The following is a 21870-nucleotide window of genomic DNA, read 5'->3' on the forward strand; positions in this document are numbered from 1 at the left end:
CCGGCGCGCGCGTCCGCATCCAGTCCGCTGATCGTCACGGCTATTGGGACGATTGGCAGGCACACGACCAGGACGCAGGCCGCGCGCCGTGGGTCGGTGCGATAGCAGCCAACGCGCAGCCGCCGCAGCCCGTCGACTTCGATGCCGCACGTCCGCAACCGGCAAAGCAAGTGACCAAGCTTGCCGCAATCGGCCGCGAGATCGAGCTGATCGACGCGCGCAAGCGGCGTGAAGCGGCACCGGCTGCCGAGCCCGCCGAGGTGAAACGCAACGAGGTCGAGATCAGGATGTTCGACCGGAAATTCCAGATCGAGGCTGCCGCGCCCAAGCTCGCCGCCAACGAGAGCGGCGAGGATCGCGATCAAGCGCCGGCGGCTCGCGACCATGATGCGGTCGACGTCGACGTGATCACGACGATGCTGGAGCAGATGGCGAAGGATGGCCCGCGCCTGTCGCGGCCTAACCTTGAAGCTGAGCTTGCAAGCTTCGAACGAAGCCTACGAGGCCGATCCGCCGCTCGCGCTTGAGGCGCTCTGCCTTCAGGATCGACTGCACTTCGGCGAAGGCATCGTCGACGTCGTGGTTGATCACGATGTAATCGTACTCGGCCCAGTGGCTCATCTCGTCGCTGGCGCGGCTCATCCGCTTGCGGATCACCTCGTCGGAATCCTGCGCGCGCGAGTGCAGGCGCTTCTCGAGATCGGCCGCCGAGGGCGGCAGGATGAAGACGCTGACGACGTCGGCGCGCGCCTTCTGTTTCAGTTGCTGAGTGCCTTGCCAGTCGATATCGAACAGCACATCCTGCCCCGCCGACAGCGCCGCATCGACGGGACCACGCGGTGTACCGTAGCTGTTGTCGAACACCGTCGCCCATTCCAGGAGTTCGTCGGCTTTCACCATCGCATCGAACGTCGTCTTGTCGACGAACGTGTAGTCCTTGCCGTTGACCTCACCCGGCCGCATCGCGCGCGTCGTCGCGGAGACCGACATTTTCAGGCCCGGCATCCGCTCGATCAAGAGACGTGACAGCGTCGTCTTGCCTGCGCCCGAAGGCGAGGACAGCACGAACATCAAGCCGCGCCGCTCGACACCGTCAGTTCCGTGGCCGCCCGTCGTCATCGATCACTCCAGATTCTGGACCTGCTCGCGGAACTGCTCGACCACATTCTTCATGGCGAGGCCGGTATTGGTGAGCTCGATGTCGTTCGACTTCGAGCAGCAGGTGTTGACCTCGCGGTGAAACTCCTGCGCCAAAAAATCCAGCTTGCGGCCGATCGGACCACCCTTGCCGATCAGCTCGCGCGCCTGCGCGACGTGCGAAGCGATGCGATCGAGCTCCTCGCGGATGTCGGCCTTGGTCGCGATCAGGATCGCCTCCTGCATCAGGCGGTCGGCATCGAAACGATCGGACGTGTCGAGCAGAGCCGCGATCTGTTCGGCGAGCTTGGCCTTGATCGCCTCCGGCTTGCGGCCGGGCGAGCCTTCCGCCTTCTTCGCCAACTGCTCGATCTCATCGACGCGCTGGGTCAGGATCTGCCCGAGCGAAGTACCCTCGCGCTTGCGCATCTCGACGAGATCGTCGAGCGCCTTGTCGAAGGCCTCGGCGGCGGCGGCACGCGCGGCCTTGTCCTCCTCCTCGTCGCCCTCGGGCTCGGCGACCTCGACGACGCCCTTGATGGCGAGCAGGCCGTCGATGCTGGGCGCCACGGCGTCGACCCTGCCGGAGATCAGCGCGGCCGCCTTCAGGACGGCGTTGAGCACGTCCTCGTTGACGCGGACCGTGGCGGCGGCGTTGGCGCGCTTGACGTTGAGATTGGCGTAGACAGTGCCGCGCGACAACAGCTCGCCGGCGCGTTTCTTGGCGTGGGCCTCGACCTCGTCGAACCCCTGCGGCAGCCGCACGCGCAGGTCAAAGCCCTTGGCATTGACCGACTTCAATTCCCATTCGAACGTGTACGGCCCGCTCGCGCCGTGGCTTCGGGCAAAGCCGGTCATGGACGACAGCGCCATCGATTGAAATTCTCCAGGAACACGGGATTCGCGAGGCATCAAGCCACGCGAATCTTAAAACTATTTTGCCGGAAAGTGGAATCCGCAATGCCGTGGGCAGGTCTGCGTCAGCCTAAAGCGCGATGGGGGACTGGATGAATTGTCATCGCGCTTCAGGTTGTTGTTTACGCGTGATCTTTCCGGAAAACCGCTTCGCACTTTTCCGGATCTGCATTAGCGCTGCACCACCGGCGGCGAGGACTGTACCGCGCCCTGCCGGGCCGGCGCGGGATTGGCGGGGGCAGCAGGATTGGCAGGCCGTGACGGTTGCTTCTTCTGTTGATTGGGGCGCGCCGGCGTGGTCGCGGTCGGCGTATCGCCGGTCGCGGGCGCTGCGGCGGCCGGCGGCTGCGCATCCTCGGGCGGCTCGACCGTGTCGTTCTGGATCTGCTTCTCCATCGCGCGGAGCTTCGCGACGTTCTTCTGATGCGCGTCGTAGGTTTCGGTGAAGGCGTGGCCGCCGGTGCCGTCGGCCACGAAGAACAGGTCGCGGGTGCGCGCCGGATTGGCGGCAGCCTCAAGCGAGGCGCGGCCGGGGTTGGCGATCGGGCCCGGCGGCAGGCCTTCGATCACATAGGTGTTGTAGGGCGAGGGCTGCGTGATCTCGCTGCGCTTGATCGGACGGCCCAGCGTGCCTTTGCCGCCGACGAGCCCGTAGATGATCGTCGGATCGGACTGCAGCTTGATCCTCTGCTTTAGGCGATTGACGAACACGGCGGCGACGCGGCTGCGCTCATCCGGCCTGCCCGTTTCCTTCTCGATGATGGACGCGAGCGTGACGAGTTGCTCCGGCGTCTTCACCGGAATGTCCTGATTGCGGCGATCCCAGATCTCTCCGAGCACGCGCTTGTGCGCCTGCTGCATGCGCTGGATCACCTGCTCGCGCGTGGTGCCGCGCGGGAACTTGTAGGTCTCCGGCAGCAGCGTGCCCTCGCGCGGCAGCTCACGCACGCTGCCGGTGAAGATGTCGTTGTCGGACAGCCGTGCCACGATCTGCTCGGAGGTCAGGCCCTCGGGAATCGTGACGGAATGCTGCACCACCTTGCCCTCGACGATGGTGGCGATGACGTCGCGCAAGGATGCGTTCTTCTGGAACGAATATTCGCCGGGCTTTAGATCGGAGCTCGCCTTCAGCGCGGCGACGCTGGCGATGAACACCCAGGGATTGATGTCGGTGACGCCTTCCCTGTTCAGGGTCTCGGCGATGTCGCGTTTGCCCGCGCGCTGCGGGATGTTGACGATCTTGTCTTCCTTCAGCGGGCCCGGCGCCTCCAGCACCTGCCGGCCGTAATAATAGACGCCGCCGGCGCCGAGCATGGCGATCAGCAGCAGCGTGATGATGGCATTGCCGACCACCACGAACGGATTGCGCGCACGGTCCGATCGCTTCGGCGGCGGCGGGACCTGCTCGGGCTCCAGCGCTGCCCGCGGACTCCGGGGCGAAATGGGCGGCCTTTCACTCATCGAAGCAACCTGAATCCTGCCGGTTCAATCGCGGCCTGACAATCACTTGCCGAGCCAAATGCACGCGCCCACTTCTATGACTATCGCCGAATACGGCAAAACGGTGGATTCGTCTCAAATACAAACTAACTGGTCAGACGCCGGACGATCACCGATGCGTTGGTGCCGCCAAAACCGAAAGAGTTCGACAAGGCGACGTTGACCTCACGCTTCTTCGCGGTGTGCGGCACGAGATCGATCGCGGTCTCGACCGAGGGATTGTCGAGGTTGATGGTCGGCGGCACGACATTATCGCGAATCGCGAGAATGGCGAAGATCGCTTCGATCGCACCGGCCGCGCCGAGGAGATGACCGGTCGACGACTTGGTCGACGACATCGCGACCTTGCAGGCGGCGTTGCCGAGCAGACGCTCGACCGCACCGAGCTCGATCTCGTCGCCGAGCGGTGTCGAGGTGCCGTGCGCGTTGATGTAGTCGAGATCGGCGGCCGTGAGGCCGGCGCGCTTGAGCGCCGCCGACATGCTGCGGAAGCCGCCATCGCCGTCGGGCGACGGCGAGGTGATGTGATAGGCATCGCCGGAAAGGCCGTAGCCGATCACCTCGGCGTAGATCTTCGCGCCGCGGCGCCTGGCGTGGTCGAGTTCCTCGAGCACCAGGACGCCGGCGCCCTCACCCATCACGAAGCCGTCGCGGTCCTTGTCGTAGGGACGCGAGGCTTTCTCGGGCGTCTCATTGAAGCCGGTCGACAGCGCGCGCGCAGCATTGAAGCCGGCAATGCCGATGCGGCTGATCGGCGACTCAGCTCCGCCGGCCACCATGACGTCGGCGTCGCCGAGCGCGATCAGGCGGGCGGCATCGCCGACCGCATGCGCGCCGGTCGAGCAGGCCGTGACCACCGAATGGTTCGGTCCCTTCAGCCCGTGCGCGATCGAGACGTAGCCGGAGGCGAGATTGATCAGGCGGCCCGGAATGAAGAACGGCGACACCCGGCGCGGCCCGCGCTCCTTGAGCAGGATCGCGGTGTCGGCGATGCCGTTGAGGCCGCCAATGCCGGATCCGATCATGGTTCCGGTCGCGCACTTGTCCTCCTCGGTCTCGGGATGCCAATTGGCATCGTCGAGCGCCTGGCCGGCTGCGGCCATGCCGAAGATGATGAAGTCGTCGACCTTGCGCTGGTCCTTCGGCTCCATCCAGATATCGGGATTGAAAGTGTCGTTGGTGCCGTCGCCGCGCACGACGGTGCAGGCGTATTTGGTCTGCAGATCGGAGACATCGAAGCTCTCGATCGGGCGCGCACCGCTTTCGCCGTTCAGGATGCGTTTCCAGGTCGGCTCGACGCCACAGCCGAGTGGCGACACCATGCCAAGACCCGTGACGACGACCCGCCTCATATCCGAAAACTCCGTATCGAAAGATTCACGGCCAATAACAAGAAACCGGCTGACCGCTGGGAAGCGGCCCGTCCGGTTTCAATGTTGTCCCCGCGAAATGAAGAGCCTTAGCTCTTCGCGTTCTTCTCGAGAAACTTCGTGGCGTCGCCGACGGTGAGAATCGTTTCCGCGGCGTCGTCCGGAATCTCGCAACCGAATTCCTCTTCGAACGCCATCACCAGTTCGACGGTGTCCAGACTGTCGGCGCCGAGGTCGTCGATGAAGCTCGCGTTGTCGACAACCTTCTCGGGTTCAACACCAAGGTGTTCGACCACGATCTTCTTAACCCGCTCGCCAATGTCACTCATTGCTTAACCTCGTGTTGTTCCCTGTAGACCCGACCCCCCGGGACGATACGAGCCGTCGTGGTCGTTTGACTGCCTTCGCTTACGAACTTTGATTTGGCCCCATCCTAACCGATGCAAGGCCCGGCGAACGACGGCCAAGGCTCCGCATCGCCAATATACAGGGTTTCAAAAACCTGCAATGGCGTTCTTTGCCCATCCGTTGAAGGTCCGGTTATCACACTTCAATTGCCTTGACTACAAGCCTCATTTCACACCGAAAACGGCCGTTTGCCGCATCCAGCGCCAGCTCCGTTGGGCGATGCGGAATGAAGCGTCAGATCATGGCCATGCCGCCGTTGACGTGAATGGTCTGCCCGGTGACGTAAGCCGCTTCGTTCGAACTCAAGTAGACTGCGGCTGCCGCGATGTCCTCGGGCGTCCCCAGGCGGGCGGCCGGAACCTTGGTCAGAATCGTTTCGCGCTGCTTGTCGTTGAGCGCATCCGTCATCGGCGTCTTGATGAAGCCGGGCGCGATGCAATTGGCCGTGACGCCGCGCTTGGCGTATTCGGCGCCAAGCGTCTTGATCATGCCGATCAGGCCGGCCTTGGACGCGGTGTAGTTGCCCTGGCCGGGATTGCCGGTGACGCCGACCACCGACGTGATGGCGATGATGCGGCCGAAGCGCTTGCGCATCATCAATTTGGTCGCGGCACGCGCCAGGCGGAAGGTCGCGGTCAGGTTGACGTTGATGACCTCCTCCCAGTCCTCGTCGCGCAGCTGCACGAAGAGATTGTCCCGGGTGATGCCGGCATTGGCGATGAGGATGTCGACCTGGCCCATGGCAGCTTCCGCTGCGGGCACCAGCGCCTCGACCTCGTCGGCCTTGGAAAGATTGCAGGGCAGCACGAAGGTGCGCTCGCCGAGCTTGCCGGCAAGCTCATCCAGCACCTCCTTGCGCGTTCCGGAGATCGCGACGGTCGCGCCCTGCGCGTGCAGCGCCTGCGCGATCGCGCCGCCGATGCCGCCGGTCGCGCCGGTGACGAGCGCCTTCTTGCCAGTCAGATCGAACATCGAAGAACTCCTCTAGCCCTGCTTGGCAGCGGCCAATGCATCCTTGGCGGCGGCAATGTCGTTGGGACCGCCGACCGCAACGCCGACGGCACCGTCCGCGATGCGCTTGACGAGGCCCGTGAGCACCTTGCCGGCGCCGATCTCGAAGAACCGAGTGACACCCTGCCCTGCCATATAGGCAACCGACTCGCGCCAGCGCACCGTACCGGTGACCTGCTCAACCAGGCGGCGGCGGATCTCGTCGGGATCGGTGATGGCGCTCGCCAGCACGTTCGAGACCAGCGGCGCCGCCGGCGGCTTGATCGTGACCTTCGCGAGCGCCTCCGCCATGGCATCGGCCGCAGGCTGCATCAGCTTGCAATGGAACGGTGCGGACACCGGCAGCAGCATCGCGCGCTTGGCGCCCTTGGTCTTGGCGATCTCGACAGCGCGATCGACCGCGGCCTTGCCGCCGGAGACCACCACCTGTCCGCCGCCATTGTCGTTGGCAGCCTGGCAGACCTGCCCCTGCGCCGCCTCGCCTGCGACCTCCATGGCGGCCTCATAGTCGAGGCCGAGCAGCGCGGCCATTGCGCCGGCCCCGACCGGCACGGCCTTTTGCATTGCGAGACCGCGGGTGCGAAGCAACCGCGCGGTGTCCGAAATCGTCAGGCTGCCGGCCGCCGCTAGCGCCGAATATTCACCGAGGGAGTGCCCGGCGACGAAGGCCGCGTCCCGTCCGACGGAAAAACCGGCCTCGGCCTCCAGCACGCGCAGGGTGGCGATAGACACCGCCATCAGCGCCGGCTGGGCATTTTCGGTGAGCTGGAGGGTTTCGGCCGGGCCATCCCAGATGGTCGCCGTCAGCTTCTCACCGAGGGCGGTATCGACCTCGTCGAATACGGCGCGCGCCACCGGAAAGGCGTCGGCCAGCGCCTTGCCCATGCCGACCGCCTGGGACCCCTGCCCCGGAAATGTGAATGCTGCCGTCATCGGCGCTCCCTCTCGTCGGGCGTGATCCTCATGAGAACCGGCAGCCGATTACGCGCGGCCTCAGGCCAAGGTTCCGGATCACGCTCCAAAGGGGGCCGTAGACACTGTCCGGGGTCGGACTGTCAAGCCAGGGATGGGAACCCACAGGCATTCAACCGGGGATGAGGTACCGCTAGAATCCGCCGGCCGTCTGGTTGGCGTCGACCTCTGCCCCCGCCCGCGCACGGCGTGCACTGTTGACCAATTGCCCCGGCCGATCGTCCTGGTTCGGCTTTGCCGTCGCGAGCCGCAGCACCGCGGCGTAGCCCGGCTGCACCTCCATGCGCCCCGCGTGCCGGCTGGCGCTGAGCAGGCGATGCACCTTCGGCAGGTTGTAGCAGGGCACGTAGAACAGGAGGTGATGCTCGAGGTGATAGTTCACGTAATACGGCGCGATGAACAACCGCTCGAGGAAATTGGCATGCGTGGTGCGGGTGTTGCGCAAGGGATCATTGCTGTCGGGGACGACGGCATGCTCGGCGATGTTGCGGATACGGGTGATGACCATCATCCAGGTCAGCAGCGGCACCAGCCAGAGCAGCGGATAAGCCCACCACACGCCGGCCGCAGCGAGCGCCGCAAACATGATCGCATTGACCACGCATTGCGGGCCGAGCTTCTCCCAGAAATGCACCGCCCGCTGCCGCCACGGCCAGTCCTTCGGCCCGAGCGCATTGAGCAATTGCGCTTTGCGCTGCTGGTAGCCGGTCTGCCCGGTGATATCGCGAATGAACTTGCGGCGGTAGCTCAGCCCGGTGATCGGAAACGGCGCCGACAGCACGAGATCGGGATCGTCCTCCTGCTGGGTGCGCGCATGATGCTGCAAGTGGTAGCGCCGGTAGCTGCGCGTCTCCGCGAACAGCGGATAGGCGCAGAACCACTGGCTCAGCGTCAGATTGGTTTTCTCGTCGGCAGACAGGCAGCCATGGGCGCCGTCATGCATGAGGATGGCGAGCCCGAGCTGACGCGAGCCAATGATGGCGACGGCGAGAATATAGGTGATCGGATTGGGCCACCACGCCACCAGTGCGATCGCGCCTGCGATCAGTGCCCAGGCATGCGCGATCAGCGCAACGCCTTTCCAGGTCACGCGCCGGCGCACGTCAGCCAGTTGATCGTCGGTCAGGAAATCGCGGGCACGCATGCGAAGCGCAGTCATGGTCTAACTCTCCCCATTCGGATTCGACCTGTCATCGACGAGCCGCAGGCGTGCCGTGTCTGACTTCGCCTGCTCGCCAAGCACACGCAGCATCTCGGCGCAGAGCTCCTCGGGCGAACGGCCCATGGCGTAGCCTTCGAGAATGACACCGAGGGCGACGGCCCAGAATCGCCGCGAGCTTTCGTCGGGCGCACGCAGGGAACGCCAGCCGTGCCGCTCGACCTGGCTCGCATAGGCGCGCGCGCCCTCGCCGTGCAGGCGCTCGATGGTGCGCTCGACCAAAGGCGCGAGATCCTGGCGCCGCCGCGTCAGCGTCAAAGCTTCAGCAAAGAAAGCGACCGAATCGCTCGCCGTGACCGTCTCGGCCAGCGCGTGGGTGTATTGCCGCGGCGTGCGCGCGCTTTGCGCTGCCTGCTCGGTCGCACGCGCGAGATACAAGAGCTCGCGACAGGCGCATTCCACGAACAGCGCCTCCTTGGTACGGAAGTAATAGGTGATCTGGCTCGGGAACGCGTCAGCCGCGGCTGCGATGTCGGTGATGGAGGCGCCTGCAAGTCCGCGCTCGCGGAACAGCGGACTCGCCGCATCCAGCAGCAGCGAGCGCATCTTGCGGCCCGCCGAGCGCGTGGCGCGCGCCGCGTGCTTGGGGTCGCTACCGCCCTCTTCGAACGGCACTTGGGCAGAATTGTCCGCCATTGCTCCTCCCGTTGATTTGTTTGTATGCTATACAAACAAGTAAATCAAGCCGCTAGGATCTGCGGGCCCGTCCCGGCTCGCATCCAGCCGTCCAGGCCGAAACTTGGCTCCCAATCTTGCAAAGCCGGCCAAAATCCGTATAAGGCGCCCATCCGCAGACCCCGGCCGGGAGCTGAACGGACGGTCTCAGCAAATCATTCGTGATTTTGGTGTGGCAGGGCCAGTCGGCCCGTCGTCCCGTGTTTCCGCCTTCTGAGCTTGATCCCAGAGTCCTTTCCGAAGGCCTCTTAAGGGTTTGACGCCGGGCGATGCGCCAACATGAGGAAAGGACTTCCATGCCTCTTTACGAGCATGTGTTTCTCGCGCGTCAGGACGCGAGCCCGCAGCAGGTCGAAGAGCTGACTGCGCAGATGACCGGTATCGTCGAAGGTCTCGGCGGCAAGATCACCAAGACCGAGAATTGGGGCGTTCGCTCCCTCACCTACCGCATGAACAAGAACCGCAAGGCGCACTTCGTGCTGCTCAACATCGACGCGCCGTCCGCGGCGATCGCCGAGATCGAGCGCCAGGAGCGTATCAGCGAGGACGTGATCCGCTATCTCAGCGTCCGTGTCGAGGAGCTCGAGGAGGGCCCGTCCGCGATGATGCGCAAGGCCGACCGTGATCGCGAGCGTGACGACCGCGGCGGCGGCTTCCGCGGCGAGCGTGAAGGCGGCTTCCGTGGCGACCGCGAGGGCGGTTTCCGAGGTGATCGCGGTCCGCGCCGTCCGCGCGATGAAGCTGAAACCACGGATGGGGAGTAAGACCAATGGCTGAAGCTGGTGCACGCCGCCCGTTTTTCCGTCGTCGCAAGAGCTGCCCGTTCACGGGCGCCAATGCTCCGAAGATCGACTACAAGGACTCCAAGCTGCTGATGCGTTACGTCTCCGAGCGCGGCAAGATCGTGCCGAGCCGCATCACCGCAGTGTCCGCGAAGAAGCAGCGTGAGCTCGCCCGCGCCATCAAGCGCGCGCGCTTCCTGGGCCTGTTGCCCTACGTTATTCGCTAAGACGAATTCGGCCGGCGGCGAAATCGCCGCCGGTCGCCAATTGAACTCATAAGGCTTCCGGGTCGTCCGGTCGCCGATGGTTGGGGCGAAATGCCTCTAACCGCTCGAAGGGAGCGGGACAGCTGATGATGGCCTTTGTGCTGATAGCCCTGATCGCCGGCGCCGCGTCGGCGCTGATGTTCGCCTCGATCATCTCGGGCGCGCTGATCTCGCTCGTCCTGTTCTATCTCGCATCGCTGCCGCTGATGGTCGCCTCGATCGGCTGGGGACCGCTTTGCGCAAGCCTCGGCGGCATTGCCGCCGCGATCGGCCTCGGCGCCCTGTTCGGCCTGCCCTACTGCATCGCCTTCGCCGTCACGGTCGCCTTGCCGGCCTGGTGGCTCGGCCATCTCGTCCTGCTCGGTCGGCAGGTCGGCCCCCTCGCGCCTGACGCCACCGCGACCGCTCCGTCGGCTGAGCCCGTCATCGAATGGTATCCGGTCGGCCGCATCCTGCTCTGGATCGCGGGCTTCGCCGCGCTGACCACGATTGCAGCCCTGCTCACGCTCGGCACCGACGCAGAGACCATCACCGGTTCGCTCCGGCGGGGACTGATACGCCTTCTGCGCGCCACCGACCCGCAAACCTCTAGCGAAGCCGGCCGGTTCGTCGACGTGCTGGTGCGCATCGCACCGGCGACTGCCACCCTCATCGCGATGTTGACGCTGACGCTCAACCTCTGGCTCAGTGCCAAAGTGACCGCGACATCGGGCCGGCTGCGCCGTCCATGGCCGGACATCAAGTCGGCGGAGCTGCCGCCGATGACGCTGGTCGCGCTCTGCATCGCCCTCGCCTTCTCCTTTACCAGCGGCCTGCTCGCGATCGCCGCGCAGATCGCCGCGGCGGCGCTGATGATGGGCTATGCGATGACCGGCTTCGCCGTGCTGCACACGCTGACGCTGGCGCTCAAGAGCCGCACGTTCTGGCTCGGCTCGTTCTACGTCGTCGTCGTCGTGTTCGGCTGGCCCCTGATCGCGGTGGTGATTCTCGGTCTTGCGGATGCCGTGTTCGGCTTCCGCGAGCGCTTTCTGCGTAGCCGGCAGCCGCCGCCGCTGCCGACCCCTTAAGTCCAACCCGAAAACTGCAACTCAAGACCACTTCAAAGGAGAACGAATATGGAAGTCATTTTGCTGGAACGCGTCAACAAGCTCGGCCAGATGGGCGAAGTCGTGAAGGTTCGCGACGGCTATGCGCGCAACTTCCTGCTCAAGCGCGGCAAGGCGCTGCGCGCCACCGCCGACAACCGGGCCAAGTACGACGGCATGAAGGCCGATCTCGAGGCCCGCAACCTTGCGTCCAAGGCTGAAGCATCCAAGGTCGCCGAGAAGATCGAGGGCAAGAACATCATCGTGATCCGTCAGGCTTCGGAAGCCGGCCAGCTGTTCGGCTCGGTCAACGTGCGTGACATCGTCATCGCGTTCGAAGCCGATGGCGTTTCGCTGGCTCGCCCGCAGATCCAGCTCGACGCACCGATCAAGACCATCGGCAAGCACTCGATCACCGTTGCCGTCCACCCCGAGGTCGAGGTCGAGATCACCGTCACGGTCGCGCGCAGCCAGGACGAGGCCGAGCGCATCAACCGCGGCGAGGACATCTCCACCCGCAACGAGGACCGCGACGCAGCCGCCGAGGCGATCGCAGCCGCCGGCGAGTTCTTCGATCCGGAAGCCCAGCACGACGACGTCGCGCCGGCGCCGGCTGAGGAAGAGAAGTAAGCCACAAGCTCAACTCGTCATGCGCGGGCTCGACCCGCGCATCCATCCAGACTCTGCGCAAGAAGATGGATTGCCGGGTCAAGCCCAGCAATGACTACAGAGGGCCAATTAGCCCGGCTGCTTCATGCAGCCGGGCTTTTCGTCTTGACCTCCTCGCTCAGCATTGCGATCGAGGCCAGTGCGGTAGCCGTATGTTTCTCGACGCCATCGCTGACGCAGAACACATCGGCCGCGACCACCGCGACCTGCCGGCCCGGCTTGATCACTTTTGCCCGACAGATCAGCTTTTCGCCGACCGCAGGCGACAACAAATTGAGCTTGTATTCCGCCGTCAGCGCCGCCTGACCGCGCGAGGTGGCGGCCGCGATCGTCGTGGCGTTGTCGACCAGGAAGGCGGTGACGCCCCCATGGAAAAAGCCGTGCTGCTGAAGCAGCTCCGGCCGGCGCTCGACGGCGATGGTGCAGGTGCCGCGCGCCAATTCAGACAGCTCGGCCCCGACCAAGTTCATGAAACCCTGCCGGCCGACATTGGCATGGATGCGCTCGGCAATGGGCGCGAATTCCGGATCAGCTTCGGCTCGCATGCGATCTCTCCTCATTGCTTGTTGATGCGATCGAACGGCCGTAGCGCACGGATGGCGCAGGCAATCAGCGTGTCGGCCTCGAGGCGCGGATCGGTGCGGTCGCGACCCGACAGGAAGGCGCGGCAGAAGATCTGCGCCGGACCGATCAGCTGGCTAACGAACATCACCGGCGTCATCGGCAGAAGCTCGCCGCCTGCAACCAGCGGCCCGCGCCAGCGCTCGATGCCTTCGGCGAGGCGCGCATTCTGCATGCGCTGGGCCTCGCGCACGTCCTCGCCCCATTCGCTGCGCGAGATCTCGAAGAGATAGCGCGCCTCGCGCCGGCTGGTGACGACCCAGTCGAGATGCGCCCGGATCAGGCGGCCGATGCCCTGCTCCACATCGGGCACGGGATCGAGCGCTGCCAACACCGCTGCATGATAGTGCCGGAGCACTTCCAGGAAGAGCGCACCGGCGAGCTCCTTCTTCGAGCCGAAGGCGTGAAAGAAACTGCCATTGGAGGCGCGCGCCCGGGCGCGGATCGCGGCCACCGTTGCGGCCTCGAAGCCGACGCGGTCGAACACGATAAGTCCCGCAGCCAACAGCTCGTCACGCACGCTCGCGGTCATCAAAGTCTCCTGGAGCAATACTCTAGAGCATTGCTCTAATTGTGGTCAAGACGACGCGGAGGCCGCGATGAACGCGACCTCCGCCACAATTGGAATGGGCGTGAGCCGGCTAGCGCGAGATCGGCGGCGCCGGCGGCCCGGAGGAGTCTGGCGCTGCGCGCGGGGCTGCGGCGGTCGGGGGCGGCGATGATTCCTGCGGTCTGACGGCAGGTGCCGGTTCGGAGCTCGCGGCAGGGGCGGCTGGCTTGGGCGCAGTCTCTTCCGCCGGCTTCGGTGTGGTCGGCTCGGCGGGTTTGACGGCAGCTGGTGCAGCAGGCGTGACCTGCGGGGCCGGATCGGGGCTCGCCGCCGGCGCTTCGCTACCGCGCGGCTCGGCCTTCGCGCTGTCAGGCTTGGCCTCGGGCTCGGACTTTGCGCTATCAGGCTTTGACTCGGCCTTCGGCTTGTCGTTGGCCGGCGGGGCGGCATCGACCTTCGGTGCATCCTCGGGTTTGGCCCGGCGCCTGGCCTTGCGTCCCTCGGGCGCTGCCTCGCCCTCGGGCCTCACGCCTTCCTCGGCCGGTCGCGCGCTGCGCTTCTGACGTGTGCCCTCTGCAGCTGGAGCTGCGCCTTCGGCTTCCGGCCTGGCGGCGTCCTGCGCGCGCTGGCGACGGCCCTGATGTTCAGGCGACTGGCCCGGAGCGGTGTTGGCGTCCTTCTTGCCCTCCTTGGCCTGGTAGCGGGTATCGGTCGCACCATTGGAGATGAGATAGGAGGCGAGCACGCCCGCCATGTCCGAGCTCGTGGTGTAGTGCTGACGCAGGAAGCCCGGCAGCGAGCCCGGCGCCACCGACTTCAACAAGCCGCGCGGGCTCTTGTGGCAGACGTTGCAGGTCTGGGCAAAAAGCTGGGACGGGGTCTTGCCGGCCTCGAGGTTCGTCGCCTGCGCAAGAACGGTGTCGGCTGCGCCGAAGCCGATCAGAAGCAATACCGTCGCGAGGCTGAGCGCTCGGCTCGACATTCCCATCATCTCCATGAATTCCGTGAATGCAGCCGGCAGGCGGCGCGGCGGCGGTCACCTTTTAGCGGATTGAGCCGCGAATGGAAGGCTTCCCGCGCGCGAGGATGTGATTAAGCGATTTTGGAATATCGGCTGTGAACACAGCGCAATAGCGGGGTCGCAGCCTGCACCCTAGATTGAATGCAAACGCATAGGAACCGGAGCGGGACCTGGGCGTCAGATGTGAAAGCCGGGTTAGTCGCATCTCTTCGGGGTTCGCTCGAGAGGTAGGTGGCGATGGACCGTTTGTTGCGTAAATTCCTGTCTCAATTCGTCCGCCGCGGGTCGATGACGGTGACCAGCGCAAGCGGGGTGAAGTTCACCGTTGGCGATGGATCGAGCGAGCCCATCGAGGTGCGCTTTGTCACCGCCGACGCAGAACGGAAGGTCCTCATCAATCCCGAGCTCGGGCTTGGCGAGGCCTATATGGACGGCGAGTTCGTCGTCGAGCGCGGCACCATAGCTGATGCCCTCGCGATCCTGCTCGATCAACCCGACCTATTGCCGCAGTGGGCAAAACCCTGGTGGCACCTGCGCTATCTGACCCGGCATCTGAAGCAGTTCAATCCACGCTCGCGCTCGCGCAGCAACGTGGCGCACCATTATGATCTCGACGCCCGCCTCTATTCGCTCTTCCTCGATGCCGACAAGCAATATAGCTGCGCTTATTTCGAGTCTCCGGAAACGACGCTCGACGATGCGCAGCTCGCCAAGAAGCGGCACATCGCCGCCAAGCTGCTCGTCAAGAGCGGCCAGCGCCTGCTCGACATCGGCTCCGGCTGGGGCGGGCTTGGGCTCTATCTGGCCGAGATCGCCGGCGCCGACGTCACCGGCATCACGCTCTCGACCGAGCAATTGCAGATCGCCAATGCGCGCGCCGCCGAAAAGGGCCTGACCGGCTCCGCCAGATTCCTGCTTCAGGACTATCGCGACATCGCTGGCCCGTTTGATCGCATCGTCTCGGTTGGCATGTTCGAGCATGTCGGCGCCCGCTTCTACGACACCTATTTCCAGCGCTGCGCCGAGCTTCTGAGCAAGGACGGTGTCATGCTGCTACATTCGATCGGCCGTTCGCAGGGACCGGACTCCACCAATCCCTGGATCGCCAAATACATCTTCCCCGGCGGCTATATCCCCGCTTTGTCGGAGGTGCTGCCGGCGATCGAGCGCGCGGGCCTTCTGGTCTGCGACATCGAGATTCTGCGCCTGCACTACGCCGAGACGCTGAAGGCTTGGCGGGAGCGCTTCATGGCGCGGCGCGAGGAGGCCGTGCAGCTCTATGACGAGCGCTTCGCCCTGATGTGGGAGTTTTATCTAGCGGCCTGCGAGATGACGTTCCGCAAGCAGGACATGATGAATTTTCAAATCCAGCTCACAAGGCGTCAGGGCGTGGTGCCGATCACACGCGAATACATTGCACGCGAGGAAGGCCGGCTGCGGGCGATCGAAGGCGGCGCTAAGCCCAGATTGAAGCTGGCAGGCGAATGAATGGGTTCTAGTGGCGCAGGGTCGAGATCTGCCGGAAAGAGGCGGTTAGCGCCAGTTGTGCCCTGAGTTCCACGAGAAGTTCGGGGGCGACCGGCTGACACCGCACCTCGGGTCGCTCGGCGTGCTCCATGGCCGCGATCAGGCCTGCCAGCCACAGCCGGCTGCCGGCCTCGCTGCGCCACGTCTGGTGCTGCCGTTCTGGCCGCATCGCCTGCCTCGTCTCCCTGCTGGCCGGACGGAGACAACCCCCTGCCCGCCGGCCTGTTCCCCCTCTACCCGAAAGAATCCGGGGAGATGTGATCTGCTTCACATAAGTCTCGTCGGACCTGGCTTAGATCGTCGCCATGAGCAAAGAGACCCAAACCTCATTCGACGTGCAGGACGACCTCCGCACCGATTACGCCCTGATCGTCACGGGCGTTGGGGCGGCCCTGGTCGCGCTGATCTACCTCCTGCTGGTCTGAATCCGAGCCGAAAGCTCCCAGCGCGCGTCAATTCGCGCGCCCTCCCGGTTAGGTCTGCGCGCCAATCCATTGGGTTCACGGGTTCAGGATTTTTCATGGCACGGTCGCGGCCGCTTCCAGGCCAACCTCGGTTCCGTGAAAATCCGTCAAGCGCGGCAGTTGCCGCAGCTGCCAATCATCCACCATTTTAACTGAGCGGTTGATAGCGGTCAGCTTTCGCTTCCGCTTTGGCGTGAGGCGGCGCTTTATCCCGGCCCCGCATCCGCCCAAGAAAATTGCTAAGCACGTCCGACCATGGCCCTGACTGATTCGAACGTCCTCAAACTCGCGCCCGACGCCGGAACTCCTGCCTATCGGAGCGCACCGCACAATATCGAGGCGGAGCAGAGCCTCCTCGGCGCGATCCTGGTCAACAACGACGCCTTCTATCGCGTGTCGGACTTTCTGGAGGCGAAGCATTTCTTCGAGCCGCTGCACCAGACCATTTTCGAGACCGCCGGCAGCCTGATCCGGATGGGCAAGATCGCGACGCCCGTCACGCTCAAGACGTTCCTGCCCGCCGACACCGACGTCGGCGGCATGACCATCGGACAATATCTGGCGCGGCTCGCGGCCGAAGCGACCACCATCATCAACGCCCAGGATTACGGCCGGACCGTCTACGACCTGTCGCTGCGGCGCGACCTGATCGGAATCGGCGAGGACATGGTCAACGTCGCCTATGACGCGCCGGTCGACTTCCAGCCGCGGGCGCAGATCGAGGACGCCGAGCGCAAGCTTTACGAACTGGCGGAATCCGGCCGCTATGACGGCGGCTTCCAGAAATTCTCGCAGGCGCTGGCGGTCGCGGTCGATCTCGCGGCCAAGGCATTCCAGCGTGACGGCAAGCTGTCCGGCATCTCGACCGGCATGCGCGACCTCGACACCAAGATGGGCGGCCTGCAGCACTCCGACCTCATCATCGTCGCGGGCCGTCCCGGCATGGGCAAGACCTCGCTTGCGACCAACATCGCCTACAATGTCGCACGCGCCTACGTTCCGGAAGTCCAGGCTGACGGCACCACGAAGGCTGCCAATGGCGGCGTGATCGGCTTCTTCTCCTGCGAAATGTCGGCCGACCAGCTCGCTACGCGTATCGTCGCCGAGCGCACCGGTGTTCCCTCCTCTCACATCCGCCGCGGCGGCATCTCGGAAGCCGATTTCGAGAAGATCCGGGAGGTCTCGATCGAGCTGCAATCGCTGCCGTTCTATGTCGATGCCACCGGCGGCCTGTCGATCGCGCAGCTGATGGCACGCGCGCGCCGGCTGAAGCGCCAGAAGGGCCTCGACCTGCTGGTGATCGACTACATCCAGCTGTTGTCAGGCTCGAGCAAGCGCGCCAGCGACAGCCGCGTGCAGGAAATCACGGAGATCACGACCAGCCTGAAGGCATTGGCGAAAGAGCTCAACGTGCCCGTGATCGCGCTGTCCCAGCTCTCGCGTCAGGTGGAATCGCGCGACGACAAGCGGCCGCAGCTTTCCGACTTGCGCGAATCCGGATCGATCGAGCAGGACGCCGACGTCGTGCTGTTCGTCTATCGCGAGGAATATTACCTCGCGATGAAGGAGCCCCGCCCGGGCACGCCTGAACACGAGAAGTGGCAGCTCGACATGAGTCTTGCCCATGGAAAGGCCGAGGTCATCATCGGCAAGCAGCGCCACGGCCCAACCGGCACCGTCGATCTGGCGTTCGAAGCCTCGGTCACGCGGTTCGGCGACCTTGCGCCTGACAGTCAGCTGCCGGCTCGCAGCGACAACGACTACTGAGTTCCTTGAACCGGACAGGCCTCTTGCGTAAAACGGCGCCATGACAATGGTGTCCGACCCGAAAACGAACCCGCAGCCCGGCATTCTCTCCGCGGAGGCCAACCAGGCCGCCGCGCTCGCCGCCTATGGCGGCGTGCTCACGGTCGATCTCGATGCCATCATCGCCAATTGGCGCAAGCTCGAGAAGACTGCGGTACCGGCCGAGTGCGCGGCGGTGATCAAGGCCGATGCCTATGGCTGCGGCGGCGCGGAGGTCGCGCGCGCGCTGAGCAAGGCCGGCTGCAAGACGTTTTTCGTCGCCACCATCGAAGAGGCGCGCAAGGTGCGCGCGGCGGTGCCGGAACCCACGATCTATGTGCTCGGCGGCTTCTTCCAGAACACCGGCGAGCACTACGCCAAAATCAACTGCCGGCCGGTGATCGGCGATCTCAACGAGCTCGCCGAATGGGACGTGTTCTGCCGCCGCACCGGCTGGACCGGCGGCGCCGCCGTTCATATCGACACCGGCATGAACCGGCTGGGCCTGACACTGTCCGAGGCGCAGGCCATCATCCCCCGCATCAATGCCGGTGATCACGGCATCACGCTGGTGATGAGCCATCTGGTCGCGGCCGAGCAGCTCAACAGCCAAGTCAATGCCAGACAGCTCGCAGCCTTCCGCAGCATCGCCAGTGAGTTCACGGGCGTGCCCGCCGCGCTCGCCAACTCCTCCGGCGTCTTCCTGGGCGCGCCGTTCCAGTTCGACATGGTGCGGCCGGGGGCTGCGCTCTACGGCGTCAATCCCACGCCGGAGGCCGACAACCCGATGCAGCAGGTCGTCGACCTCAAGGCGCGCATCGTGCAGATCCGCAACATCGAGCGCGGCGAGACCGTCGGCTATGGCGGCACCTGGAGCGCGCGGCGGCCGACCAAGCTCGCGATCATCGCGGTCGGTTATGCCGACGGCTATTTCCGCGCCGCCAGCTCCAATGACGGCACTCGCGGCGCCGAGGTGATCGTGGCCGGCAAGCGCTGTCCGGTCGCAGGCCGCATCTCCATGGACCTGATTGCCATCGACATCACCGACCTGCCGCCGAACGCGGTGCGGCGCGGCCACCTGGTGACGCTGCTCGGCGAGGGCATCACCGTCGACGAGCTCGCGCATCATTTCGGCACGATCGGCTATGAGGTGCTGACCAGCCTCGGCCACCGCTATGCCCGGGTCTACAAGGGCGGCAATGTGGAGGAGCCGCTGGCAAGGCCCGCTCCCGCACAGGCGGCCGAGCAGCCGCCGTCGCCGCCGCCAGTCGAACAGCCGTCCGCTCCGCCGCCACTCCCGGGTTAGACGCGCGTGCCCCGGGCGCTGCGCAACGCTCCTTCAGCGACGCGCTGCAGAGCCGGGGCCCATCTCTCAACAGCCTACCCTGTCGCCTTCCCGGTCCCGGCTCGCGCTACGCGCGTCCGGGACACGAGAGCTATTTCTTCTTCCTGTTGTCCAGCGCCGCCTTGCAGGTTGCGCTGAGCTGATCGCGCTTGCCGTCGAGACAGGCGACGACGCGGCCGCCGCCCGGCGCGATGCCGGCGCAGAATTTGTCATAGTCCGTCTTGCACGCGCCGCGCGGATCGGACGATTGTGCCGATGCGCCTCCGGAGAACGCGAGGGCGAGTGCGATGGCAACAAAGCTCAGCTTGGACATTGTATCTCCGGTGACGGAAGGCAGGAGCCGCAGCTCTACATGAAGATCGCGACGTTCAACATCAACAACATCAATCGCCGCCTGCCCAATCTGTTGGCATGGATGCGCGTGGCGAAGCCCGATGTCGTCGCGCTTCAGGAGTTGAAGGCAAGTGATGGCGAATTTCCGGCGGCCGCCATTGAAAAGGCCGGCTACGGCGCGGTGTGGTGTGGACAAAAGACGTGGAACGGCGTCGCCATCCTCGCCCGCAATGCCGAGCCCGTGCTGACGCGCGACCGATTGCCTGGCAAACCCTCCGATCACGAAGCCCGCTACATCGAGGCCGCCATACGCGGGATCATCGTCACCAGCATCTATCTGCCGAACGGCAATCCGCAGCCGGGGCCGAAATTCGACTACAAGCTCGACTGGTTCGCGCGGCTCAAGCGCCACGCCAGGACGTTCATCAAGCAGGATCTGCCCGTCGTTCTCGCCGGCGATTACAACGTCGCGCCAACCGGGATCGACATCTATCCGACGCGCTCATGGGACAAGGATGCGCTGATCCAGCCGAAGAGCCGCGCGGCATTTGCCTCGCTGGTCGCACAAGGCTGGTGCGACGCGATCCGGGAGCTGCATCCGGAGAAGCGCATCTACACCTTCTGGGACTACAAGCGGAACCGCTGGCCGCGCGATGCTGGCCTGCGGCTCGACCATCTCCTGCTCAGCCCTGCCCTCGCCCCGCGTCTTGCCAAGGCCGGCGTCGACAAGAAGATCCGCGGTGAGGACGGCGCGAGCGATCACGCGCCGACATGGGTGGTGCTGCGATGACCTTCACCACAGATTCCTGCCGTCGATGACGTTCACCGGCACGGCCTCCAGGTCGAAATCGTCGAACAGGCGCGCATTGACCGCAACCTTGGGATTGTCAAAGTCGGGCTTGCCGGTCGACCAGTCCGGCGACTCCGAATAAGTGCCGCAGCCGCAGCTCGCGCAGAAATGATGTTTGACGGTGCGACTGCCCCAGAGATAGGTCGCAACGTTGTCCGCGGGCGACAGCAGCCGGAACTGGGCCGGCGTGAAATAGGCCCACAGTGCGCCGCGCTTGGCGCACAGCGTGCAGGTGCAACGCGTCACGCTTGAAGGCGCCTCCGTCACCTCGAACACCGTCTCACCGCAATGACAGCTTGCCTCGATCGGCATCACCCGCTCCCTTTTTGTCAGGAGCCGGTCGTAGCTGGCCCCTGCTGCCAACATGCTGTCAGCAGTGGGACGGTCAAAGCAAAGCGGCGAAAACAACCCCATGCACAGTAGGAGACCCCTGTCCGATCAATGGCTTACGTTATTCCGAAACCAAACTTGATCCGTCGGGCAAAACCCTGGCATGATGTCACCATCGAGGGTCGTCCAACCGGGTCGCGGGTCGCCGGACTTCTTCAAACGGCGCCCTCATCGGGAATATTGAGGACGGTGCCGCAGGCCTTGCAATGCACGGCGTCGGCATCGTGCCTCTGGAGCCCGCAGGTCGGGCAGGCAAACCGCACCTTGTGCGGACTGAGCAGCGCGCGGGCCAGATTGAAGAACAGCGTGACACCGAAAATCATGATCACGACGGTGATCAGACGACCGAACGTACCCGCCAGGGTAATGTCGCCAAAGCCCGTCGTCGTCAGTGCCGTGACAGTGAAATACAACGCATCGGCATAGTTCCGGATCTCGTCGTTACGAAACTTCTGGGTCTCGTAGACGATCCCGGTCATGACGAAGATGAACACGGCCAGGTTCGTGACGGCGAAGATGACCTCTTCGTTGCGCCGAAAGAACGGAGAATCGATGCGCAACCTCACCAGCATCTGGTAGTCGCGGAGCAGCCCCAGCGTTCGCAGGATCCGGAGAAAGCCCCCCGCCTCGCCGGCAAGCGGCGCCAAGAAGGATACGATGGCGACCATGTCAGCCCACGTCGCGAGCTGAGTAAACTTCCGAAACGGATGTCGATCCACGAGGAGCCGTGCCGAAAAATCGGCCAGCAGCAGGATGCCGAAGAGAACATCGAGCGTTTCGACGATCTCGCTGGGAGGCAGGAACGACGTTCCGATGATGAACAGCACGGTCACGATATCGAAGGCGAGCAGCGCATAACGGAAGCCCACGCCGGTCGGCGTTGCGCCCTCGTAAAGGCTGCGGACGTTGCTTCTGAGGGACGTCAGGGTCACTGCATCATCATCCGGTTTGCACCGATGATCGCAGTTGGCAGCA

The 21870-nt window shown here is 64.8% G+C and carries 25 protein-coding genes; 8 read left to right on the forward strand and 17 right to left on the reverse strand.

What is annotated here, in order from left to right:
- The 10 genes from SE91_RS37130 to SE91_RS17105 form a co-directional block, all read right to left on the reverse strand.
- Window positions 1-365: hypothetical protein (locus SE91_RS37130; protein WP_197489477.1), on the reverse strand; the 365-nt coding region annotated here is incomplete at its 3' end.
- A gap of 94 nt (window positions 366-459) precedes the next feature.
- A complete protein-coding gene (gene gmk, locus SE91_RS17065) occupies window positions 460-1119 on the reverse strand; it encodes a guanylate kinase (protein WP_061848407.1) in 660 nt (219 codons plus the stop codon).
- A 3-nt stretch (window positions 1120-1122) separates the two neighbouring features.
- Window positions 1123-2010 carry a YicC/YloC family endoribonuclease gene (locus tag SE91_RS17070; RefSeq protein ID WP_061848408.1) on the reverse strand — a complete coding sequence of 296 codons (888 nt, stop codon included), beginning with the start codon at window positions 2008-2010 and terminating at the stop codon, window positions 1123-1125.
- Window positions 2011-2223: 213 nt separating this feature from the next.
- A complete protein-coding gene (mltG, locus tag SE91_RS17075; protein ID WP_061848409.1) occupies window positions 2224-3513 on the reverse strand; it encodes an endolytic transglycosylase MltG in 1290 nt (429 codons plus the stop codon).
- Window positions 3514-3638: 125 nt separating this feature from the next.
- Window positions 3639-4904: a beta-ketoacyl-ACP synthase II gene (gene fabF / locus SE91_RS17080; RefSeq protein ID WP_061848410.1), complete on the reverse strand. Its 1266-nt coding sequence runs from the start codon at window positions 4902-4904 to the stop codon at window positions 3639-3641.
- 107 nt (window positions 4905-5011) lie between these two features.
- The gene (locus SE91_RS17085) at window positions 5012-5251 is read right to left on the reverse strand and encodes an acyl carrier protein (protein WP_008551805.1); all 240 of its coding nucleotides are present in this window, start codon (window positions 5249-5251) and stop codon (window positions 5012-5014) included.
- Window positions 5252-5564: 313 nt separating this feature from the next.
- Window positions 5565-6302: a 3-oxoacyl-[acyl-carrier-protein] reductase gene (gene fabG, locus SE91_RS17090; RefSeq protein ID WP_061848411.1), complete on the reverse strand. Its 738-nt coding sequence runs from the start codon at window positions 6300-6302 to the stop codon at window positions 5565-5567.
- A gap of 12 nt (window positions 6303-6314) precedes the next feature.
- Window positions 6315-7274, reverse strand: a complete 960-nt coding sequence (gene fabD / locus SE91_RS17095; RefSeq protein WP_061848412.1) for an ACP S-malonyltransferase — start codon at window positions 7272-7274, stop codon at window positions 6315-6317.
- Between the two features lie 172 nt (window positions 7275-7446).
- Window positions 7447-8472 carry a fatty acid desaturase family protein gene (locus SE91_RS17100; RefSeq protein WP_061848413.1) on the reverse strand — a complete coding sequence of 342 codons (1026 nt, stop codon included), beginning with the start codon at window positions 8470-8472 and terminating at the stop codon, window positions 7447-7449.
- A gap of 3 nt (window positions 8473-8475) precedes the next feature.
- Window positions 8476-9168 carry a TetR/AcrR family transcriptional regulator C-terminal domain-containing protein gene (locus SE91_RS17105; RefSeq protein ID WP_061848414.1) on the reverse strand — a complete coding sequence of 231 codons (693 nt, stop codon included), beginning with the start codon at window positions 9166-9168 and terminating at the stop codon, window positions 8476-8478.
- A gap of 335 nt (window positions 9169-9503) precedes the next feature.
- Between SE91_RS17105 and rpsF the strand changes: the two genes are divergently transcribed.
- The 4 genes from rpsF (at window position 9504) to rplI (ending at window position 11970) form a co-directional block, all read left to right on the forward strand.
- Window positions 9504-9971: a 30S ribosomal protein S6 gene (rpsF, locus tag SE91_RS17110; protein WP_025035823.1), complete on the forward strand. Its 468-nt coding sequence runs from the start codon at window positions 9504-9506 to the stop codon at window positions 9969-9971.
- A gap of 5 nt (window positions 9972-9976) precedes the next feature.
- Window positions 9977-10216: a 30S ribosomal protein S18 gene (rpsR, locus tag SE91_RS17115; RefSeq protein WP_007592020.1), complete on the forward strand. Its 240-nt coding sequence runs from the start codon at window positions 9977-9979 to the stop codon at window positions 10214-10216.
- A 125-nt stretch (window positions 10217-10341) separates the two neighbouring features.
- Window positions 10342-11322, forward strand: a complete 981-nt coding sequence (locus SE91_RS17120; RefSeq protein ID WP_061848415.1) for a hypothetical protein — start codon at window positions 10342-10344, stop codon at window positions 11320-11322.
- Between the two features lie 48 nt (window positions 11323-11370).
- Window positions 11371-11970, forward strand: coding sequence for a 50S ribosomal protein L9 (gene rplI / locus SE91_RS17125; protein WP_008551835.1), 600 nt, complete (start codon window positions 11371-11373; stop codon window positions 11968-11970).
- Between the two features lie 122 nt (window positions 11971-12092).
- Here rplI and SE91_RS17130 read toward each other — a convergent pair whose 3' ends face one another.
- The 3 genes from SE91_RS17130 to SE91_RS17140 form a co-directional block, all read right to left on the reverse strand.
- The gene (locus tag SE91_RS17130; RefSeq protein WP_061848416.1) at window positions 12093-12554 is read right to left on the reverse strand and encodes a PaaI family thioesterase; all 462 of its coding nucleotides are present in this window, start codon (window positions 12552-12554) and stop codon (window positions 12093-12095) included.
- 11 nt (window positions 12555-12565) lie between these two features.
- A complete protein-coding gene (locus tag SE91_RS17135; RefSeq protein ID WP_061848417.1) occupies window positions 12566-13162 on the reverse strand; it encodes a TetR/AcrR family transcriptional regulator in 597 nt (198 codons plus the stop codon).
- A gap of 109 nt (window positions 13163-13271) precedes the next feature.
- Window positions 13272-14162, reverse strand: coding sequence for a hypothetical protein (locus tag SE91_RS17140; RefSeq protein ID WP_061851172.1), 891 nt, complete (start codon window positions 14160-14162; stop codon window positions 13272-13274).
- A 276-nt stretch (window positions 14163-14438) separates the two neighbouring features.
- On the opposite strand from SE91_RS17140, the gene SE91_RS17145 reads away from it, so the two are divergent.
- Window positions 14439-15689, forward strand: coding sequence for a cyclopropane fatty acid synthase (locus SE91_RS17145; protein ID WP_061848418.1), 1251 nt, complete (start codon window positions 14439-14441; stop codon window positions 15687-15689).
- Between the two features lie 7 nt (window positions 15690-15696).
- Here SE91_RS17145 and SE91_RS17150 read toward each other — a convergent pair whose 3' ends face one another.
- Window positions 15697-15897, reverse strand: coding sequence for a hypothetical protein (locus SE91_RS17150; RefSeq protein WP_061848419.1), 201 nt, complete (start codon window positions 15895-15897; stop codon window positions 15697-15699).
- Between the two features lie 550 nt (window positions 15898-16447).
- Here SE91_RS17150 and SE91_RS17155 point away from each other — a divergent pair.
- Complete coding sequence (locus SE91_RS17155; protein WP_008551850.1) at window positions 16448-17959, forward strand: replicative DNA helicase; 1512 nt, start codon at window positions 16448-16450, stop codon at window positions 17957-17959.
- A gap of 46 nt (window positions 17960-18005) precedes the next feature.
- Window positions 18006-19283, forward strand: coding sequence for an alanine racemase (alr, locus tag SE91_RS17160; protein WP_061851173.1), 1278 nt, complete (start codon window positions 18006-18008; stop codon window positions 19281-19283).
- A gap of 130 nt (window positions 19284-19413) precedes the next feature.
- Here alr and SE91_RS17165 read toward each other — a convergent pair whose 3' ends face one another.
- Window positions 19414-19635 carry a cysteine rich repeat-containing protein gene (locus SE91_RS17165; protein WP_008551855.1) on the reverse strand — a complete coding sequence of 74 codons (222 nt, stop codon included), beginning with the start codon at window positions 19633-19635 and terminating at the stop codon, window positions 19414-19416.
- 39 nt (window positions 19636-19674) lie between these two features.
- On the opposite strand from SE91_RS17165, the gene SE91_RS17170 reads away from it, so the two are divergent.
- A complete protein-coding gene (locus tag SE91_RS17170; RefSeq protein ID WP_061848420.1) occupies window positions 19675-20445 on the forward strand; it encodes an exodeoxyribonuclease III in 771 nt (256 codons plus the stop codon).
- 3 nt (window positions 20446-20448) lie between these two features.
- On the opposite strand, the gene SE91_RS17175 is transcribed toward SE91_RS17170, so the two are convergent.
- Together SE91_RS17175 and SE91_RS17180 are read right to left on the reverse strand one after the other, a co-directional pair.
- A complete protein-coding gene (locus SE91_RS17175; protein ID WP_061848421.1) occupies window positions 20449-20817 on the reverse strand; it encodes a GFA family protein in 369 nt (122 codons plus the stop codon).
- A 233-nt stretch (window positions 20818-21050) separates the two neighbouring features.
- The gene (locus SE91_RS17180) at window positions 21051-21827 is read right to left on the reverse strand and encodes a potassium channel family protein (protein ID WP_008551862.1); all 777 of its coding nucleotides are present in this window, start codon (window positions 21825-21827) and stop codon (window positions 21051-21053) included.
- Between the last annotated feature and the right edge of the window lie 43 nt (window positions 21828-21870).

The organism is Bradyrhizobium sp. DOA1 (assembly GCF_001593325.1).
GTDB lineage: Bacteria > Pseudomonadota > Alphaproteobacteria > Rhizobiales > Xanthobacteraceae > Bradyrhizobium.